The sequence below is a fragment of the Psychrobacter sp. ER1 genome, from assembly GCF_048631835.1.
Lineage (GTDB): Bacteria > Pseudomonadota > Gammaproteobacteria > Pseudomonadales > Moraxellaceae > Psychrobacter.
The window spans coordinates 1387192-1403456 of record NZ_CP184640.1 but is presented as its reverse complement, the minus strand read 5'-3'; the positions used below and the strand labels follow the sequence as shown (position 1 = coordinate 1403456).

Annotated in this window: 11 protein-coding genes and 3 pseudogenes; 6 read left to right on the top strand and 8 right to left on the bottom strand. The window is 43.7% G+C overall.

The annotated features are described in order from the left end of the window. Positions 1–16 precede the first annotated feature (16 nt). From ACOBWA_RS06410 to ACOBWA_RS06400, 3 genes are all read right to left on the bottom strand, one after another. Complete coding sequence (locus ACOBWA_RS06410; RefSeq protein WP_420230541.1) at positions 17–196, bottom strand: hypothetical protein; 180 nt, start codon at positions 194–196, stop codon at positions 17–19. 66 nt (positions 197–262) lie between these two features. After that, the gene (locus tag ACOBWA_RS06405) at positions 263–1468 is read right to left on the bottom strand and encodes a hypothetical protein (protein WP_420230540.1); all 1206 of its coding nucleotides are present in this window, start codon (positions 1466–1468) and stop codon (positions 263–265) included. A 62-nt stretch (positions 1469–1530) separates the two neighbouring features. Continuing rightward, on the bottom strand, positions 1531–2394 hold the full coding sequence (locus ACOBWA_RS06400; RefSeq protein WP_420230539.1) for a hypothetical protein: 864 nt from the start codon (positions 2392–2394) through the stop codon (positions 1531–1533). 339 nt (positions 2395–2733) lie between these two features. Between ACOBWA_RS06400 and ACOBWA_RS06395 the strand changes: the two genes are divergently transcribed. From ACOBWA_RS06395 to cysE, 6 genes and pseudogenes are all read left to right on the top strand, one after another. After that, positions 2734–3618, top strand: a complete 885-nt coding sequence (locus ACOBWA_RS06395) for a gamma-glutamyltransferase (RefSeq protein ID WP_420230538.1) — start codon at positions 2734–2736, stop codon at positions 3616–3618. After that, the gene (ggt, locus tag ACOBWA_RS06390) at positions 3552–4691 is read left to right on the top strand and encodes a gamma-glutamyltransferase (protein WP_420230537.1); all 1140 of its coding nucleotides are present in this window, start codon (positions 3552–3554) and stop codon (positions 4689–4691) included. The genes ACOBWA_RS06395 and ggt overlap by 67 nt, the downstream gene beginning before the upstream one ends. 294 nt (positions 4692–4985) lie before the next feature. Further along, a pseudogene (gene dnaE / locus ACOBWA_RS06385) lies at positions 4986–8704 on the top strand (DNA polymerase III subunit alpha). A 72-nt stretch (positions 8705–8776) separates the two neighbouring features. Beyond that, on the top strand, positions 8777–9154 hold the full coding sequence (locus ACOBWA_RS06380) for an Hpt domain-containing protein (protein ID WP_420230536.1): 378 nt from the start codon (positions 8777–8779) through the stop codon (positions 9152–9154). A gap of 2 nt (positions 9155–9156) precedes the next feature. After that, a complete protein-coding gene (locus tag ACOBWA_RS06375) occupies positions 9157–10038 on the top strand; it encodes an RNA methyltransferase (protein WP_420230535.1) in 882 nt (293 codons plus the stop codon). 189 nt (positions 10039–10227) lie between these two features. Further along, positions 10228–11138, top strand: a pseudogene (cysE, locus tag ACOBWA_RS06370) (serine O-acetyltransferase). A 281-nt stretch (positions 11139–11419) separates the two neighbouring features. Here the strand turns inward: cysE and ACOBWA_RS06365 are convergent. The 5 genes and pseudogenes from ACOBWA_RS06365 to rarD form a co-directional block, all read right to left on the bottom strand. After that, complete coding sequence (locus ACOBWA_RS06365) at positions 11420–12706, bottom strand: RCC1 domain-containing protein (protein WP_420230534.1); 1287 nt, start codon at positions 12704–12706, stop codon at positions 11420–11422. A gap of 444 nt (positions 12707–13150) precedes the next feature. Further along, on the bottom strand, positions 13151–13957 hold the full coding sequence (locus tag ACOBWA_RS06360; protein ID WP_420230734.1) for an RCC1 domain-containing protein: 807 nt from the start codon (positions 13955–13957) through the stop codon (positions 13151–13153). Between the two features lie 326 nt (positions 13958–14283). Then, complete coding sequence (locus ACOBWA_RS06355; protein WP_420230533.1) at positions 14284–14832, bottom strand: 2-amino-4-hydroxy-6-hydroxymethyldihydropteridine diphosphokinase; 549 nt, start codon at positions 14830–14832, stop codon at positions 14284–14286. Further along, on the bottom strand, positions 14807–15244 hold the full coding sequence (folB, locus tag ACOBWA_RS06350) for a dihydroneopterin aldolase (protein ID WP_420230532.1): 438 nt from the start codon (positions 15242–15244) through the stop codon (positions 14807–14809). Before folB ends, ACOBWA_RS06355 begins: the two co-directional genes overlap by 26 nt. A 41-nt stretch (positions 15245–15285) precedes the next feature. After that, positions 15286–16246: pseudogene (rarD, locus tag ACOBWA_RS06345) on the bottom strand (EamA family transporter RarD). Between the last annotated feature and the right edge of the window lie 19 nt (positions 16247–16265).

The window sequence follows — 16265 nt, the reverse complement described above, 5'->3', positions numbered from 1 at the left end:
TTTTTCAGGGCTGTCTCTAGTGTTTTTTGGCAATGCTAGGTGCTTGTTTTACAGCCGCCGTGTTGGACTGGCCCAAACTGGTAGACTGGCAACCTGTTAACAACAGTGCCCCTGTCAAAAATGCGCTGGTCACTAGCAGATTATTTTTAGTCTTAAATGGCATACATTGTGCAATGGTGTGATGTACTGTTTTCATTTTTTATCCTTAATAGATATGAGCGTAAATGCAATGAGATGAGGTCATTTGACTTCTATTCTTCATTCATATCATCTTGAGCATCGTCAACTCGGCTCTCATCGACAGCGTCTGCGCCATTGTCATTATCGTTACCATACTCATCACTGCTATAAGCACCTTCGACACCGCTATCTTGATAGTCGTAGCGTGCATAGCGAGCCGTTTGTAATCTGTCTTTTTCTCGCGCTGCTTAGCTATCCATGCATTGCCATCGATAGGAGGCGTAGCGTCTGGACCAAAAGACTGAGCAAGCAATGGAGTCAAGGCATGACGGTTGAAGCTGGCTTTATCGTAACGTACTTGGTTTAGCATGGTTGTGGTCGACCCCATAAAATCACTACCGATATTGACACGTTGCTGCTTGGCCAGCAGTCGATCTGAGCTGTCTAAGTAATAGTAGTTGATTTGATTAAACGAGATAGGACCGATAGCTTCGATCAGCTGCAATAGCGAACCGACATCCGCGCTTTGATAGCCTTTATTGTATAATTGCGCTTTAGCAAGTGCTGTCTTTAGTGCGGCACCATCAGGATATTTATCTGGATTGGCATCTACGTATTCTTGCAGTGATCTCGTCACATATTTGAGCGTCTTACCAATCATTTCACCGCTTTGCTGACTACCAAAATAGACTTTGACTGCGCGAGTCGCACCGACTTCTTTGGCAAACGTGTCACCACTGATATCTACTGCGCTAAAATGCTCAGGCGCCAGCTCAGCCATGCTGCTCTGTATCGCATTGAGCACCGCATCGTAGAGCACCGTTGGTGGCAATTGTGCCGTGATACTTTCAGGCAAACCAAAACTCACCGTATGCGAGGTCATATGTGATGGTAATGGCGTATTCTCAGGGTTGACAAGTGCAACAATCGGCATGATGGCCGATGGATCTACTACGACACTGCTACTATTAAAATCAAATGCTAACGGTATCTGTATCGATGAGCTAATCGTTGGTGTGGCGTAGTCGTAGCTATAGACGCTTTGTAGTTGGCGCTGCTTGGGACGGTATTGACTGACACTATTGAATGTTAAATGCTCATACTGATAAGCATTGGATGCAGCTATTTGCTCAGGAGTGCGGTGGAACATATCAAGTATATTGCCAATCATACCTGTAGATGACATTGGTAGGCTGCCACGATTTACCGTCTCTGTCTTAGCTTGCTGTTTTGCCATTTGCATGGCTTCATACTTTGCAGCCATTGACTTGGGACTTAACCCTGACATCCCTGAGAGCATACCTTCAGCACTGCTGCTGTATTCATCATGGTCATTACTATCATAATCTGCTATATCGTAAGCATACTCGTTATCGCTGTTGGTATCACTGCTCGTCGGCTCATTCTCCCCGCTTCAGCCAATATAGCAGCAATGGCTCTTCTTTCTGCTTCAGCTTCTGCTCTAGATTGATCATAATCACTAGGATAGCCGGACTCTATCGAATTTTTTGCGTCATCATAATCGTAGTTAATACCCTCTACCACACAGACTTCATAAGCATCATCGTCTTCGTTTTCATTGCATTTATTCGACTCTACACCTACCGCTGCTACTTCTGCTCTAGCCTCAGCTTGCGCCTCATCATCACTTTCGCTATATACTCCTTCAGGCTGATACGCATAGGTTTCTATGATCGTTCTGAGCAAGCTACTCGCTCCTGCGTCGATACTATCTGGGTCAATGAATGGTGCTGAGCGATAATTGGCTGTGGCGACTGCGACATGCTCGGTCGCCAAGTGCTGACGAATGGCTGCAAGCAAGTGTGATTTGGCTTGGTTTTCGGTGCTTGGATACTTCTCTTGATCAAACAGCTGCTCATAACGCGCGGCCTGAGCGTTTTGACTGACAGTGAAAGCTTGACCTTGACGTTGGCTCTGCGCGGCATCTGCAACACTAAAGTCCATCATGGTACTAGAGGCACTGCTATTCGACGACAGATTGGAAGCTGAGCTGGCTGGAATTGATTGGCAACCTGCGAGTACAAGTGAAGCACTACCAACTAGCAGTGCGATAGAAGTCAATTTACTGGTTGGATATAGATGACCATTGTTATTTTTACCATTATAGTTTTTATGATCAGTGCTAGATAAATAAGCAGGCGCAGTCTCAGAGTAGCGCTGTCGATTGCGGTTATTAATATGGTGTGATGACATAGTAATCTCTTTGTATGAATAGACAGTCGATAATGAGTGTACATTGGTACCGTTATTTATATCACAAGACGTTACAATTTAGTAATATTAGCGAATATTTTTAAAGAACTCCTTCATTAATAAATAATTTTCTCTGTATAACTGCTGTCTTATCAGTAGCTTCATTTACTTGAAAATTAGCCTCATTTATTTGAAATGTAGCTGATACAGCTAAGCGCTATAAAAGCGTACACCACAAAAGATAATAAACAACTTTCTACTATTTCATATTTTCGTTACTATTTAGGCTTATCTATTTCCTAGCTCTATTCTTTCCACTCGCGTAAAAAGGACTTTGCGATGTCACAGTTATTATCTCGCCACCATCGAACCGCTCAGCAGCGTAAACCGAAAACTAATACCTTACTCAAATCTAGCGCCGTGCTCATTACCAGTACGCTACTGCTATCTATATCCGCACAGGCTGTAGAGTCAACGACCTCAGTAAGTAATGCGACAGTCAACAATACATCAATCAATACCAGTGCCATAAACTTGGCTATCATGGCTGATAGTCCAACGGTACTCTCTGAAACCAAGCGCATCACGCGAGCGAAGGCCAATACCCTTAACACCACATCGAACAATGCTAACAATACTAATAGTGACCAAGCCATCTATTCTGAAGACGCCATTCATCATCCAGTTTGGGCAAAAAACGGCATGGTCGCTACCCAAGAAGCGCTTGCCTCTGATATCGGTTTACAGATTTTAAAGGACGGCGGTAATGCGGTAGATGCTGGCGTTGCAGTAGGTTTCGCCCTAGCAGTGACCTTGCCGCGCGCAGGTAATATCGGTGGGGGCGGTTTTATGATGATTTATGATGCCAAGCAAGGCAAAACGGTGGCGCTTGATTACCGTGAAAAAGCACCGAGTAGCGCTTCACGCGATATGTACCTTGATAAAGAAGGCAATGCTGTCAGCGACTTGTCTCGCTATCATGGCTTGGCCGTTGGCGTGCCAGGGACAGTAGCAGGACTACTAAAAGCGCTAGAAGAGCATGGTACGATGAGCCGCAGACAAGTTATGGCACCAGCGATAGCACTGGCTGAAGACGGTATAGAAGTCACTGCTGGCTTGTCAGAGTCACTCACGGCGCTGAGCGATCGCTTACAGAAATGGCCAAGTACCAAAAAGTGTTTTTTAAGTCTGATGGCAGCGCCTATCAACCGGGTGAACGTCTAAAACAGCCAGAGCTTGCACGTTCGCTAAAGCTAATTGCCGCACAAGGTGCGGATGGGTTTTATAGGGGTGAGACTGCTCAAAAACTGGTCAAAGCAGTCAATGAAGCAGGCGGCAGCATGAGCCTGCAGGATTTAGCCAATTATCAAGCCATCGCTCGCGAACCTGTCAAAGGCGACTATCGTGGCTATGAGATTGTCTCTATGCCGCCGCCCTCTTCTGGTGGTATTCACATCGTGCAGATTTTAAATATCTTAGAAGGCTATCCGCTCAAAGACTACGGCCAAAATAGCGCCCAAACCATTCATTTAATGGCGGAAGCGATGCAACTGGCTTATGCAGATCGTGCTGAGTATTTGGGTGATGCTGACTTTATCGATGTACCTGCCAGCGGTCTAACCTCACAAGCTTATGCTGACAAACTGCGTACGTTGATTGACCCCAATAAAGCCACGCCAGCATCTACCATCAAAGCGAACAACCCGCTACCTTATGAAAGCGATCAAACCACGCACTTCTCTATCGTTGATAAAGATGGTAATGCGATAGCCAACACCTATACGTTGAACTTCTCTTATGGTACTGGTCTCGTTGCGGATGGCACGGGCATTTTGCTCAACAATGAAATGGACGATTTCTCTGCCAAACCGGGCGTACCAAATGGCTACGGCTTACTTGGTGGCGATGCCAATGCTGTGGAAGCTAATAAGCGTCCACTGTCTTCTATGAGTCCGACGCTCGTATTCAAAGACAGCAAACCTTATATCGTTACTGGTAGCCCAGGTGGTAGTCGTATCATCACGACTGTCACTCAAATTATATCTAACGTCATCGACCATGATATGAATATCGCTGAGGCAACACATGCGCCGCGTATCCACGATCAATGGTTACCTGATGAGATTCGAGTCGAAAAAGCACTGAATCTTGATACTGTCAAAAAGCTCGAATCAATGGGTCATACCGTCAGTCCAAAATCCGCGATGGGATCTACGCAATCGATCATGCTCACACCAAACGGTGTTTATGGATCGTCTGATCCACGTATTGTCGATGCGGCAGTGGTTGGTTACTAAAAAACTGCCTTTAATTATCAATCACATAGCCCTCTATACCTCGTTGTATTGAGGGCTTTTTGCTGTTGTCTATAACCGAGTTTTTATACCTTAATGACTTAACTCTCTCAGATTAAACCCTTTGAACCTGTGGCTGTCTGCGGCAAATAATGCTATTATTGACGACCCCATTTAAAACGTATCAATATAGCTATCGAGGTCTTGTCGGCCACTAGATATCAGCATAATTGATTGATAATAATCAATTATTTTATCGGTAGCTTATTTCTTTGATCGTACCAGTAAGAGTCTTCTATGGCATTTGTACACCTTGGCATCCACAGCGAATATTCCATTACCGATTCTATCGTGCGTATCAAGCCGCTGGTAAAAGCTGCTGCGGCTGATAACCAGCGCGCGTTGGCATTGACTGATTTGTCCAATTTATATGCCACGGTGAAATTTTATCGTGCCTGCTTAGGTGCGGGTATCAAGCCTATCATTGGCAGTGAAGTCATCATGGATAATGAAGACACACGCCTTACCTTACTTGCGATGAATAACGAAGGGTATCAAAACATTACCCGTATCGTATCGCTCGGGTTTACCGAAGGTCGTGCTGATCCTGTCAATCATGGCACGCCAGTTATCAAGCGCAGTCATATCTTAGAGCATGCAGCAGGTGTGATTGTACTGCTCACCGAAAAGTCAGACGTGGGTCAAGCATTGGTCGGCTCGATGCCAGAAAAAGCCGATGAACTACTTACTGAATGGCAGGCAAAATTTGATGATCGTTTATACTTTGCGATCAAGCGTACCAATCGTTCAGGCGAAGATGCTTTTATTAGAGCAGCCATCCATTCAGGTGCCAAACACAACATCCCTATCATTGCGCATAATGACGTGCGTTTCTTAGAGCAGGATGATTTTGATGCTCATGAAGCCCGCGTTTGTATTGCAGGCTCTTATGTTCTTGCTGACCCAAACCGTCCGCAGACTTACTCGGATGAGCAGTATCTAAAAACACAAGCTCAGATGGAGCAATTATTTGCTGATATTCCGCAAGTAATTGATAATACCTTGCGCCTCGCTACACGTTGCAATGTCACCTTAACGCTTGGTATTAACGTCCTACCTGACTTTCCTGTGCCTGAAGGCGAGACGATTGAATCGTTTTTCCGTGCCGAGTCACAACGCGGTCTTGAGCAGCGCTTAGACAAGCTGTTTCCTGTCGAAGCGCGTACTGATAATTGGAGCGATTTCCGTCAGAGATACGATGAACGCCTTGCATATGAATTAGATATTATTCTATCCATGGGCTTCCCTGGTTACTTCCTAATCGTCATGGACTTTATCCGTTGGGCAAAAGCCAATGGTGTACCAGTAGGCCCTGGACGTGGTTCTGGTGCAGGTTCATTGGTCGCATACGCATTAAACATTACCGACCTTGACCCGATTCATTACGATCTACTATTCGAGCGCTTCTTGAACCCTGAGCGGGTATCGATGCCCGATTTCGATATCGACTTTTGTATCGAAGGTCGTGACCGCGTTATTGATTATGTCGCGCAAACCTATGGCCGTGATGCCGTCTCACAGATTATTACCTTTGGTACGATGGCCGCAAAAGCGGTCGTGCGAGATGTGGCACGTGTACAAAGCAAATCGTACTTTTTAGCCAATAAAATATCCAAGCTGATTCCAAAAACGCCTGGCATCACACTGAGCCAAGCGCTTGAGCAAGAGCCACAGCTCAAAGACTTGATCTCTAATCCCGATAATATGGATTATGAAGATGCCATCGAGATTTGGGAGATGGCGATTAAGCTGGAAGGCGTCTGCCGAAACGTCGGTAAACATGCCGGTGGTGTATTGATTGCTCCGCACAAGATCACTGACTTTAGCGCCATTTACTGTGATGATGAAGGTCACCGTGTCAGCCAGTTTGATAAAGACGATGTAGAAGCTGTTGGTTTGGTAAAGTTTGACTTTTTGGGTCTACGCAACTTAACCGTCATTAATGCGGCAGTTGAAAACATCAATTTGCGCCGTGCAAAAGAAAACGTACCTGCCTTAGTTTTGGAAGGTTTGCCACTAGATGACAGCAAAGCCTATAAGCTGCTGCAAGATGCCAAAACCACAGCAGTCTTTCAGCTAGAAAGTATGGGCATGAAAAAGTATCTGGCCAAATTACAACCGACCAATATCGAAGATGTCATCGCCATGTGTGCGCTGTATCGTCCTGGCCCACTCGATGCAGGCATGGTAGAAATGTATATCGACCGTAAGCATGGTCGCGAAGAAGTCATTTATGACCATCCCAATCTTGAGCCGATTTTAGAAAACACCAATGGCGTTATTGTCTATCAAGAACAGGTGATGCAAATCTCGCAGGTGATGGCAGGCTATAGTTTGGGCGGTGCTGATATGCTACGCCGTGCGATGGGTAAAAGAAACCTGAAGAGATGGCGAAGCAGCGCGATATTTTTGTCACGGGTGCCACCTCACAAGGCATTGATGAAGTCACGTCAGGCGGTGTGTTTGACTTGATGGAAAAGTTCGCAGGTTACGGTTTTAACCGCTCGCATTCTGCTGCTTATGGCGTATTGGCTTATCAAACGGCTTATCTAAAGCAATACTACCCTGCTGAATTTATGGCAGCGGTCTTAACTTCTGATATGAACAACACCGACAACGTCGTGTTCTTTATCAATGACTGCCGTGAAAACTTTGGGTTAACCGTAGTCAATCCTTCGGTCAATCGTAGTGAATGGCACTTCGTTGCCGATACTCCAACCAATATCATCTATGGTCTTGGCGCAATCAAAGGCGTGGGTGAAGGTGCGGTAGAGTCTATCGTAGATGCCCGCCGCACGGATGGCCCTTTTAAAGATTTATACGACTTCTGCCGCCGTGTGGACATCAAGAAAGTCAATAAGCGCACGCTTGAAGCGTTGGTCAGTGCTGGCTGTTTTGATGACTTTGCCGCCACGCTACGACCTGACTTGCCAGCCGACGAAGCTTACGAGATTCGCGGTGCCTTGATGAGTCAATTGCCAAGCGCCGTACAAGCCGCTGAGCAAGACCGTCAAAACCGCGAAATCGGTATGATGGATTTGTTTGGTGAAATGGACGGTGTGGTCGCAGCGCCGCCGTTAGTGATGACGCCAGAACTAATCTGGGGTGACAAGCACCGTCTAAAAGCGGAAAAAAACACCTTGGGACTGTACTTAACGGGACATCCAATCAATGAGTATTTGGATGAGTTAAAACGCTATACCTCTGGTGCGCGTCTCGATAAGTTAACCGATACAGGCTATAACGGCAGTTGCTATTTCTCAGGGCTTATTATAGATATTGCCAACTTTGGTAATCGTAACGTGATTACTTTAGATGACGGTACATCGAGACTCGAGGTCAGCTGTTATGCTGAGCGTTTTAACCGTGTCAAAGAGCAGTTGAAAATCGATGAAGTCGTCATCATCAAAGGCAGTATCCGTGAGCGTGATGGACGTTTGTTTGCACGTCTTGATAGTGCCATGAGCATGGTAGATGCGAGACTACGTTGGCTCAAAAAAATCAGTATCAAAGTTCACGGTAGTGATATTAATCTGCTCACACGTCTACAGCCATTACTCAAATCAGCCCAAGCTGACATTATTCCTGAGCCGCGTCTGGCTTATAACCAAGAGCAAGACGAGCAAGGTAGCAGCAGTAACAATGTCTACGACCCTGCAATGGGTGGTAGCTTGTATGATGAGAACGGCAATGATTTATTGGCATTAGAGAGCGACATGAACCATGATGCGGCCAATCAAAACGGTATGTCAGCCAGTTATGCCAATAACGCCCTGAGTAATACTGACGCTTCTATCAATGATAATTGTCTGCCACTTGGGCTAAGCATTTATGAGGTCTATGGCATCGCAAATGTCGGACTGTCTGAGCACTGGCGTGTTTACCCAAATGACGACAACCTGCAGACATTAAAGACTTTGGTCAGTGAAGAGAACTTACATTTCCATTACAGCTAAGACGTACATTACGTTTTAAAAATTCATTATAGTAATCTTATTGCTTTAACTTTTATAAATTGGACAACCACGATGGATGACACTACAAATAATAATATGCTCGGACAAACTGATGAAGAAATTATCAATCATGAACAGTTCGAGGACATGCGTGACCTGCTCGAAGAAGACTTTGTTGATTTGATACAAGTATATTTTACTGATAGCAAGCAAAGAGTTGCAGCGCTGCGAATTGCTCATCAAAAAGACGATAATGCCAATGGTTTTGAAACTGCTCATGCTTTAAAAGGTGCCAGCGCCAACTTGGGTACGACTCAATTAGTCCGTCTTAGCAGCCAGTTACAAGAATATTGCCGTGAGCGCCGTATCAATGAGCAAGCCGTCCTGATCGAAGAGATTGCCATTGCATTACACCGTGCTGAACAAGAAATCAATCAGAGACTGGGATAACAATGAGTAACGACGCTTCATTAGCAGTATCATCACGCACAGTGAACGACTACCTTGATTGCCTACAAGTGGTCATGGTTAATACCACTTTACCTGCCAATATTGGTTCGGCTGCCCGCGCGATGCATACCATGGGCTTTTCTCGCTTAACGGTGGTCGATCCCAAATTACCGATTGATGAAACCAGTGTGTCTCATGCAGCGGGTGGCAGTGAATTATTATCGTCAGCTTTGATTGCACCAACCTTAGAGTCTGCTATCTCAGAGTGTCAGTTGGTATTTGCTGCTAGCAGTCGTAGCCGTCACTTACCTCGCCCTGTCGTGACACCTACACAAGCCGCTAAGATTATGTTTGACTTTATCGATGCACAGGCAGCTTTAAGTGCAGACGATAGTAATGTTGATACCTCATCTGCTGCTACTTCTAACAAACCAAATATTGCTATACTGTTTGGACGTGAAGACCGTGGATTGACCAATGAAGAATTGGCTTATGCCGATTATCACATTCAAATCGATGCCAATCCTGCTTACCCTGTGCTAAATGTCGCATCAGCGGTGCAAGTCATCGCCAGTTTTATTTTTGCTTATGCTCAAACGCACACTCAGACAGCTGATAGTCTAGATTCGGATACAGGCACAGACGCCCAATCGACAATCAATGTGAATTTGCGTCAGCAATGGGATGAGCCTGCTATTAATCAGCAGCAGCTGCAACAGCTCACTCAGCGCACCACTGACCTTATGGTACAGCGTGGCCTAGCAAATAGCGAACATCTGAAGTCATTGCCATCACGCTTGTCTAGACTTGGGTCACGCCTACAGCTTGATCAAAAAGAATATCAGCTATTAAGCGCTTTGATTGCAAAACTATCAAAAGACTAAAACAAGCCATTGCTTATCAGCTCGCTTTTATTTGACAGCTTTTTACTATATTTTGCGGTATAAAGCTGTTATAACTTGCAGAAGCTTAGCGAAAATATATATTCCTGATTATCCGAACTTTATGACCACAGATTAGAGACATCGCTGTTTTCGCAACGACACTCTACCGACGAATAGATAGGACGCTTTATGTCATTGCCATCCAAATTGTTCAAATCACTTGTTACCATCAAGAACGATTTGAAAGAAGATATTGATGCAGTATTCACCCGAGATCCTGCGGCGCGTAATAGTCTGGAAGTGATCCTAACTTATCCGGGGATACATGCGCTTGTTTTGCATCGCGGTGCACACTGTCTTTGGAACAATGAACAAAAACTAGCCGCTCGCGTGATCTCCTACGGCTCGCGCATCATGACAGGTATCGAGATTCACCCTGCTGCTAAGATTGGTAGACGCTTTTTATCGATCACGGTGTCGGTGTCGTTATCGGTGAGACCGCTGAGATTGGCAACGATGTGACCTTATACCACGGTGTCACTTTAGGCGGGGTGTCTTGGAACAATGGCAAGCGACATCCAACACTAGAAGATGGTGTAACAGTCGGCGCTGGGGCCAAAGTACTGGGGCCATTCACTGTCGGTAAAAACGCTAAAATCGGCTCGAATGCAGTGGTAGTCAAACCAGTACCAGCAGGCGCCACAATGGTCGGCAGTGCCGCGCGTATGATCTCAGATCATCACGATGAAAAAGGCAACCCAATCGCGACAAAAGTACAAGACGCTAAGCAACAAGAAAAAGTTGCGCAAGCTGGCGAGAACAGCGATCAAACTAACGACACTACCCCTACTGCCAAACGTACCAATACCTTCCGTGCTTATGGTATCGATCCTTATTCACAAGACCCTGTCGCAGAAGCATTTGCTAAAATGCTTGAGCACATTCAACAATCAGAGAATCGCCTAGATCAATTGCAGTCAGCAATGTGCGATATCGACCCTAGCTTCTGCAAGAAAAAATACGATAAGCTGTGTCTAGAGGATTTAGATGTGATTGGTCGTGCTGATATCAATGACGTAGATAATGAGAAAAATCGCTAAGACAGTCGTTAAATGTAGGCAGTACTATTGCCGTATAGACTGATAACAAATGCTTATATAGATTTTAGTGAAGAAACAATGAAATTAAAGCAGGATTGGATAGAATCTACCATGTCCGCATACATGGTAGATTCTATCCAATCCTGCTTAACTCTCTAGAAAATGTCAATCTTGCGAGTCGTTGCTTTTCATCTCAGAGTAAGCAGCACGAGCTAGTAGCGCGTGATAAAAGATGTCTTTAATCGACTGTGACATAGTATTCTTCCTATTTTAAAATTTAGTTATCTATTAGCATGAATATTGAATAGCGATCTTTCAGGAGTGAGTAGTTTTTCTTCGGTTATATACTCTTCAGTCTGAACTTTCCCAGTGCCTTTCTCTCCGTATCTATTGTTGCCCCAGAACCATGCATATCCGTTATTATCAATAAACCCATGAAAACTATTTCCTCTTACAAACTGCTCAACATGAATATTATTCATTATTTCTATAGGGTTAGTATAATAATTCATCGAACTACCATTATTTGAACGAGTCGCATATGCTCCCCAAATAAATAGTTTTCCATTTACTGTATTTGCAGCACTATCACTAATAGCAACAACTTTATTCAGACCTTGTATTTTTGTTGGCACTGAAAAATCTTTACTTGTTGTACCCTGTGCAGTTTCACCGTTTACACTATTTCCCCAGCTATAAACTGAACCATTATCAAGCAATACTACTCTGCCATTACTATCTGCTAAACTCACTGCTTTACTTGGAAGTTCTACTTTATTAGGTGGGTAATATAGTTCACCTCTATCGTTCCTCTTGGGTTCAATATCTAGAATTCCCGTTTGAGTCGTTCTTAATCCAGTCGTAAATACTTCACCCTCTTCACTTAAAGCTAATATTGATCCAATAGTTAAATCAATAGATACAATACTTTGAAACCCATTAATTCTAGTCGGTTTATCTAAGTGCTTAGCAGTTCTACCATTGATTAAACCAAAATTATTACTACCTAATGCATACACATCACCATTGGCTAGAACGAATAGCGAATTGTCAGATCCAGCTACGATATCTACTACATCTTTAATCTCCTTGATCTCTCTTAGCTCTTCAATAAAAGTATCTTTATCGTTAGGATCTATCTGATGTTCGTTATTGCTACCCCAGCCCCATACTGTGCCATCTTTACGGAGTAATAACATATGACTCCCATCACCTGACACAGCCACCGCATCATTGACACCCTCGACTTGCCTAGGCGTTGGGTCTTGTCCTGTCTTAGTCTCGCGCAGTAGACCATCTGTACCCCATGTCCAAAGCGTACCGTCGTCTTTTACCCCTGCACTCCATGAGCTGGTCATGGCTAAGCGCTTGGGTTCAATATTTATCTCAAGCAGAGTTTCTAACGGCTCATCTGGCATATTTGCCACAGGGTAGTTATCTTCGGTCAATGTCTTGATATGTTCGGAAGGCGTTTTATCGCAGGCAATCAGCATTGTCAAAGATAATATCAAAGCCACTACAGAGAGTGTGGACGAATACTTATGCATAGTAAGGTTTTGAAAAGACATAGATTCTCTTATTTTTAGTTTGAACAGCTACTATCACTATTTTCATCCATGTCTTCATAAGCAGCACGAGTTAGTAGCGCATGATAAAAGATATCTTTGATGGACTGTGACATAGTAAGTTTCCTGATAATTAAGAAGTTTAATTTAACGTAAATAGTGATTTTTCGGGGGTTAATACATAATCTTTTTCCATGCTTTCTACAATTTCACCCGTGCCGCGTTGCCCATTTTCATTCCAATTCCAAAACCAGACATTGCCATCATTTGTGACCACAGCATATGATAAGTACCCATAAACTATTTGGTCTGGATCAATATTTTGCATTATTAAAAAAGGTTTATTATATGTATACGCTGAAATAGAGTTTTTATTCTTCCCAAACCCGTATTTACTCCAAGTATATAAGTCACCTTGAGAAGTTACAGCAGCATGTATTCCAATATTTACAACCTTATGTAAATATGGATTTTTTCTGGCATTTTAATATCTTCAGAATCTGATAAGGCTAGGTTAGCAGAGCTATTGCTTCCCCAGTTCCATACGCTTCCATCTTCAAGAACTGCCATTGCGCTTGTAGAGGTTACTGAGAAATCGATAGTTTTTTTAGGTAATGCGACTTTAGCAGCAGGATGATATTCTATTTCAGGTTCTTGTGATTGATAGAGAAGACGTCCTAACGCACGTTCTGATTTTCCTGTAGAGTACAACTCGCCTTTTTTATCTAACGCTAATAGAACTCCATTTCTAAATTCAATACGGATTATATCTGAAAGATTAGGAACTTTAGTTGGGATAATAAGTTGCTTTGGGATTTCATTAACCCAACCACCTTCATTACTGCCTAATACATAGACTTCACCGTTATTAGTTAAGAATATGGAGTCCATTTCACCAGCAGCGATATCTACAACATTCTCAATCCCTTTAATCTGTCTCAATTCTTCAATAAAGATGTCACCATCACTAGGGTCTATCTCTCCATGAGAGTTACTACCCCAACCCCACACTGTGCCATCTTTTCGTAGTAGTAACATATGACCAGCACCTGACACAGCCACCGCATCATTGACACCCTCGACTTGCCTAGGCGTTGGATCTTGTCCTGTCTTAGTATCACGCAATAAACCGTCTGTACCCCATGTCCAAAGCGTACCATCGTCTTTTACTCCTGCACTCCATGAGCTGGTCATCGCAAGGCGCTTAGGTTCAATGTTAATCTCAAGTGGGGTTTCTAACGGCTCGTCTGGCATATTTGCCACAGGGTATTTGTCTTCGGTAAGAGATTGAAGATGCTCGGAAGGCGTTTTATCGCAGGCAGGTAAAGTAGATATAATGATTATTGCTACTAAACTCTTGATTATTTTTCTATTCAAAAAGTTCATTGGTTTTTGCATAGGTAGTAGTATCTTGAAGATTACATCGTCACTTATACTAACAACTGCTTAGATAATCGCATAGTTTTTATTAGATTTTTGTCTAGGAAACTGATGGGTTAAGGCAGAGTGAGTACTGAACAGCGATGGTTTCAGATAACAAGATACAATTGTGATTAAGATACTGTCACTTACCAGCCAAATTAGAGCTTGGTTAAAATCAATTCTTTAACTCCCGCTTCCTCATGCGCTTTAAACGGATAACGATCTGCCATTACTATCCAATCAGACATTGATTTAAATATCGAATCTTTGCTTAGGCTATTTTCTATATTAGCCAATTTAATCATCAAAATATCAATATCCATTGTCACTCGCCGTACTTGATTCGGCTTAGTCTGTCGACATCTATGACAATCTCCTTCAAGCGTTTTGAAGGTTTGCTGTAGTTGCTGCAGGCTTATCGGTGTGATCAATGTTAGATGTACACACTGATTGGTATAATCAGGCTTTGGTAATTGGGTAGTCGCAGTAAAATCAGGATTTTGAAAAGCCGTAGACAATCGCACCTCACCTAGCGCTGCCAAGCGCTGCCGAGCAAGCGGTAGATACTTGTCGGCTTGATAGTTACTACCTAGCGCTAACACTACCTCTACCACGGGCTGTGCTTGCACAGTCTCAGGTGCGCATTGTGTGAACGTTGCCAAATTCAAATCCACTGACGTTTTATGCATCATTGACTTGGCTGTCATTAACTTCTTTGGCAGCTTCTTTAGTAGCTAGCTCGTCGGTTGATGCTGGCGCATAGCGCGTTATTTGCACCCCTACCGCATCAGCTTGAGCAATAGCGGTAGGCTTAGCAATGCTCAACGTTATTTTTTGACAGTCATATTTTGCAAATATCTTATCAGAGATCTGACCAGCCAAATGCTCAAGCAGCTTTGCTTGAATCTCTTTGCACCACTCGCTCACATCATCGCAGACTTCTTTATAGCTCAGCGCATCGCTGACATCATCTGACACAGTAGCACGGCTAATATCCGTTTCAAGCACGATATCAATGAGTAATGGCTGAGTGATAGCACGCTCCCAATCATAAACACCAATTACTGCATCGACTTTTAGACCTTTTATAAATACAACATCAGACTGAGTATGAAACATGCTTTCATCCTTGTTTGCTAATTTTTTCGTGTTTTTAATGTTTACTTAACCGATTTTAGCGCTTCTTCACGTAGGCGCGCCGCTTTTAACACTTTACTTGGACGATGGCGCCACAGGTCGATGCTAAATAATAGCAGACCTAACCAAATCAGACCAAATACCGCCAGACGATGCAAATCGAACGGTTCTTTATAATAGAACACCGCCAAAAGAAAATAAAGGTCGGCGTCAGATAATTCATAAAGCTCAGAATACTGTATGCCACGAGCTTGGTAGATTTATTGAATAATAAAAGTGGTATTAGCGTAATCGGACCTGCGATCATAAGCAGCCAAATATTTGAGCTAAACCAAAAGCTCAGTTGATGACTTGCTACATCAGATTGCCAAAACCACCACAGACATAACGGTACTAGCATTGCGGTCTCGACAAACATAGCATCGACAGCAGTCAATGGCGTTTGTCGTTGAATAGTCCCGTAAGTACTAAAGCTAAATGCCAAAATCAACGATATCCACGGCAGACTACCAAGCATCACCACTTGAATGACCACAGACAGTAATGCAAAGCCAATGGCTACCCATTGCAAAGGACGCAAACGCTCTTTGAATAAAATCATGGATAGTGCAACGCCAACCAATGGCCCAATAAAATAGCCCAAACTGGCCTCAAGGATACGGTCTTGATTGACCGCCCATACATAAGTCAGCCAGTTGGTTGCGATAATCACACTGGACAATAGAGATAGTGCAATCCATCTTGGGTTTGCTTGAGTGTTTCTATCCACCCCCAGCGTTTGGTAGCCACTAATACAATCAATAGGCAACAAAACGTCCAAACGATACGGTGACCAATGATCTCCGTTGCATCATAATCAGATAGCTGTTTGAAGTATAACGGAAATCCGCCCCAAATAAAGAACGCGATAAGCGCAGTAATAATGCCGCGTCTGGTTGTGGTTATCGGGGCAACGGGGTTTTTGATGACATTTTGGGTAGTCATAATATAGGACAACTTTTTA

Excerpts from the sequence above, each read along its gene's own strand:
- ACOBWA_RS06410 (WP_420230541.1), bottom strand. The coding sequence starts at position 196 with ATGAAAACAGTACATCACACCATTGCACAATGTATGCCATTTAAGACT.
- ACOBWA_RS06405 (WP_420230540.1), bottom strand. The coding sequence starts at position 1,468 with ATGTCAGGGTTAAGTCCCAAGTCAATGGCTGCAAAGTATGAAGCCATG.
- ACOBWA_RS06400 (WP_420230539.1), bottom strand. The coding sequence starts at position 2,394 with ATGTCATCACACCATATTAATAACCGCAATCGACAGCGCTACTCTGAG.
- ACOBWA_RS06395 (WP_420230538.1), top strand. The coding sequence starts at position 2,734 with ATGTCACAGTTATTATCTCGCCACCATCGAACCGCTCAGCAGCGTAAA.
- ggt (WP_420230537.1), top strand. The coding sequence starts at position 3,552 with ATGGCCAAGTACCAAAAAGTGTTTTTTAAGTCTGATGGCAGCGCCTAT.
- ACOBWA_RS06380 (WP_420230536.1), top strand. The coding sequence starts at position 8,777 with ATGGATGACACTACAAATAATAATATGCTCGGACAAACTGATGAAGAA.
- ACOBWA_RS06375 (WP_420230535.1), top strand. The coding sequence starts at position 9,157 with ATGAGTAACGACGCTTCATTAGCAGTATCATCACGCACAGTGAACGAC.
- ACOBWA_RS06365 (WP_420230534.1), bottom strand. The coding sequence starts at position 12,706 with ATGTCTTTTCAAAACCTTACTATGCATAAGTATTCGTCCACACTCTCT.
- ACOBWA_RS06360 (WP_420230734.1), bottom strand. The coding sequence starts at position 13,957 with ATGCCAGACGAGCCGTTAGAAACCCCACTTGAGATTAACATTGAACCT.
- ACOBWA_RS06355 (WP_420230533.1), bottom strand. The coding sequence starts at position 14,832 with ATGACAGCCAAGTCAATGATGCATAAAACGTCAGTGGATTTGAATTTG.
- folB (WP_420230532.1), bottom strand. The coding sequence starts at position 15,244 with ATGTTTCATACTCAGTCTGATGTTGTATTTATAAAAGGTCTAAAAGTC.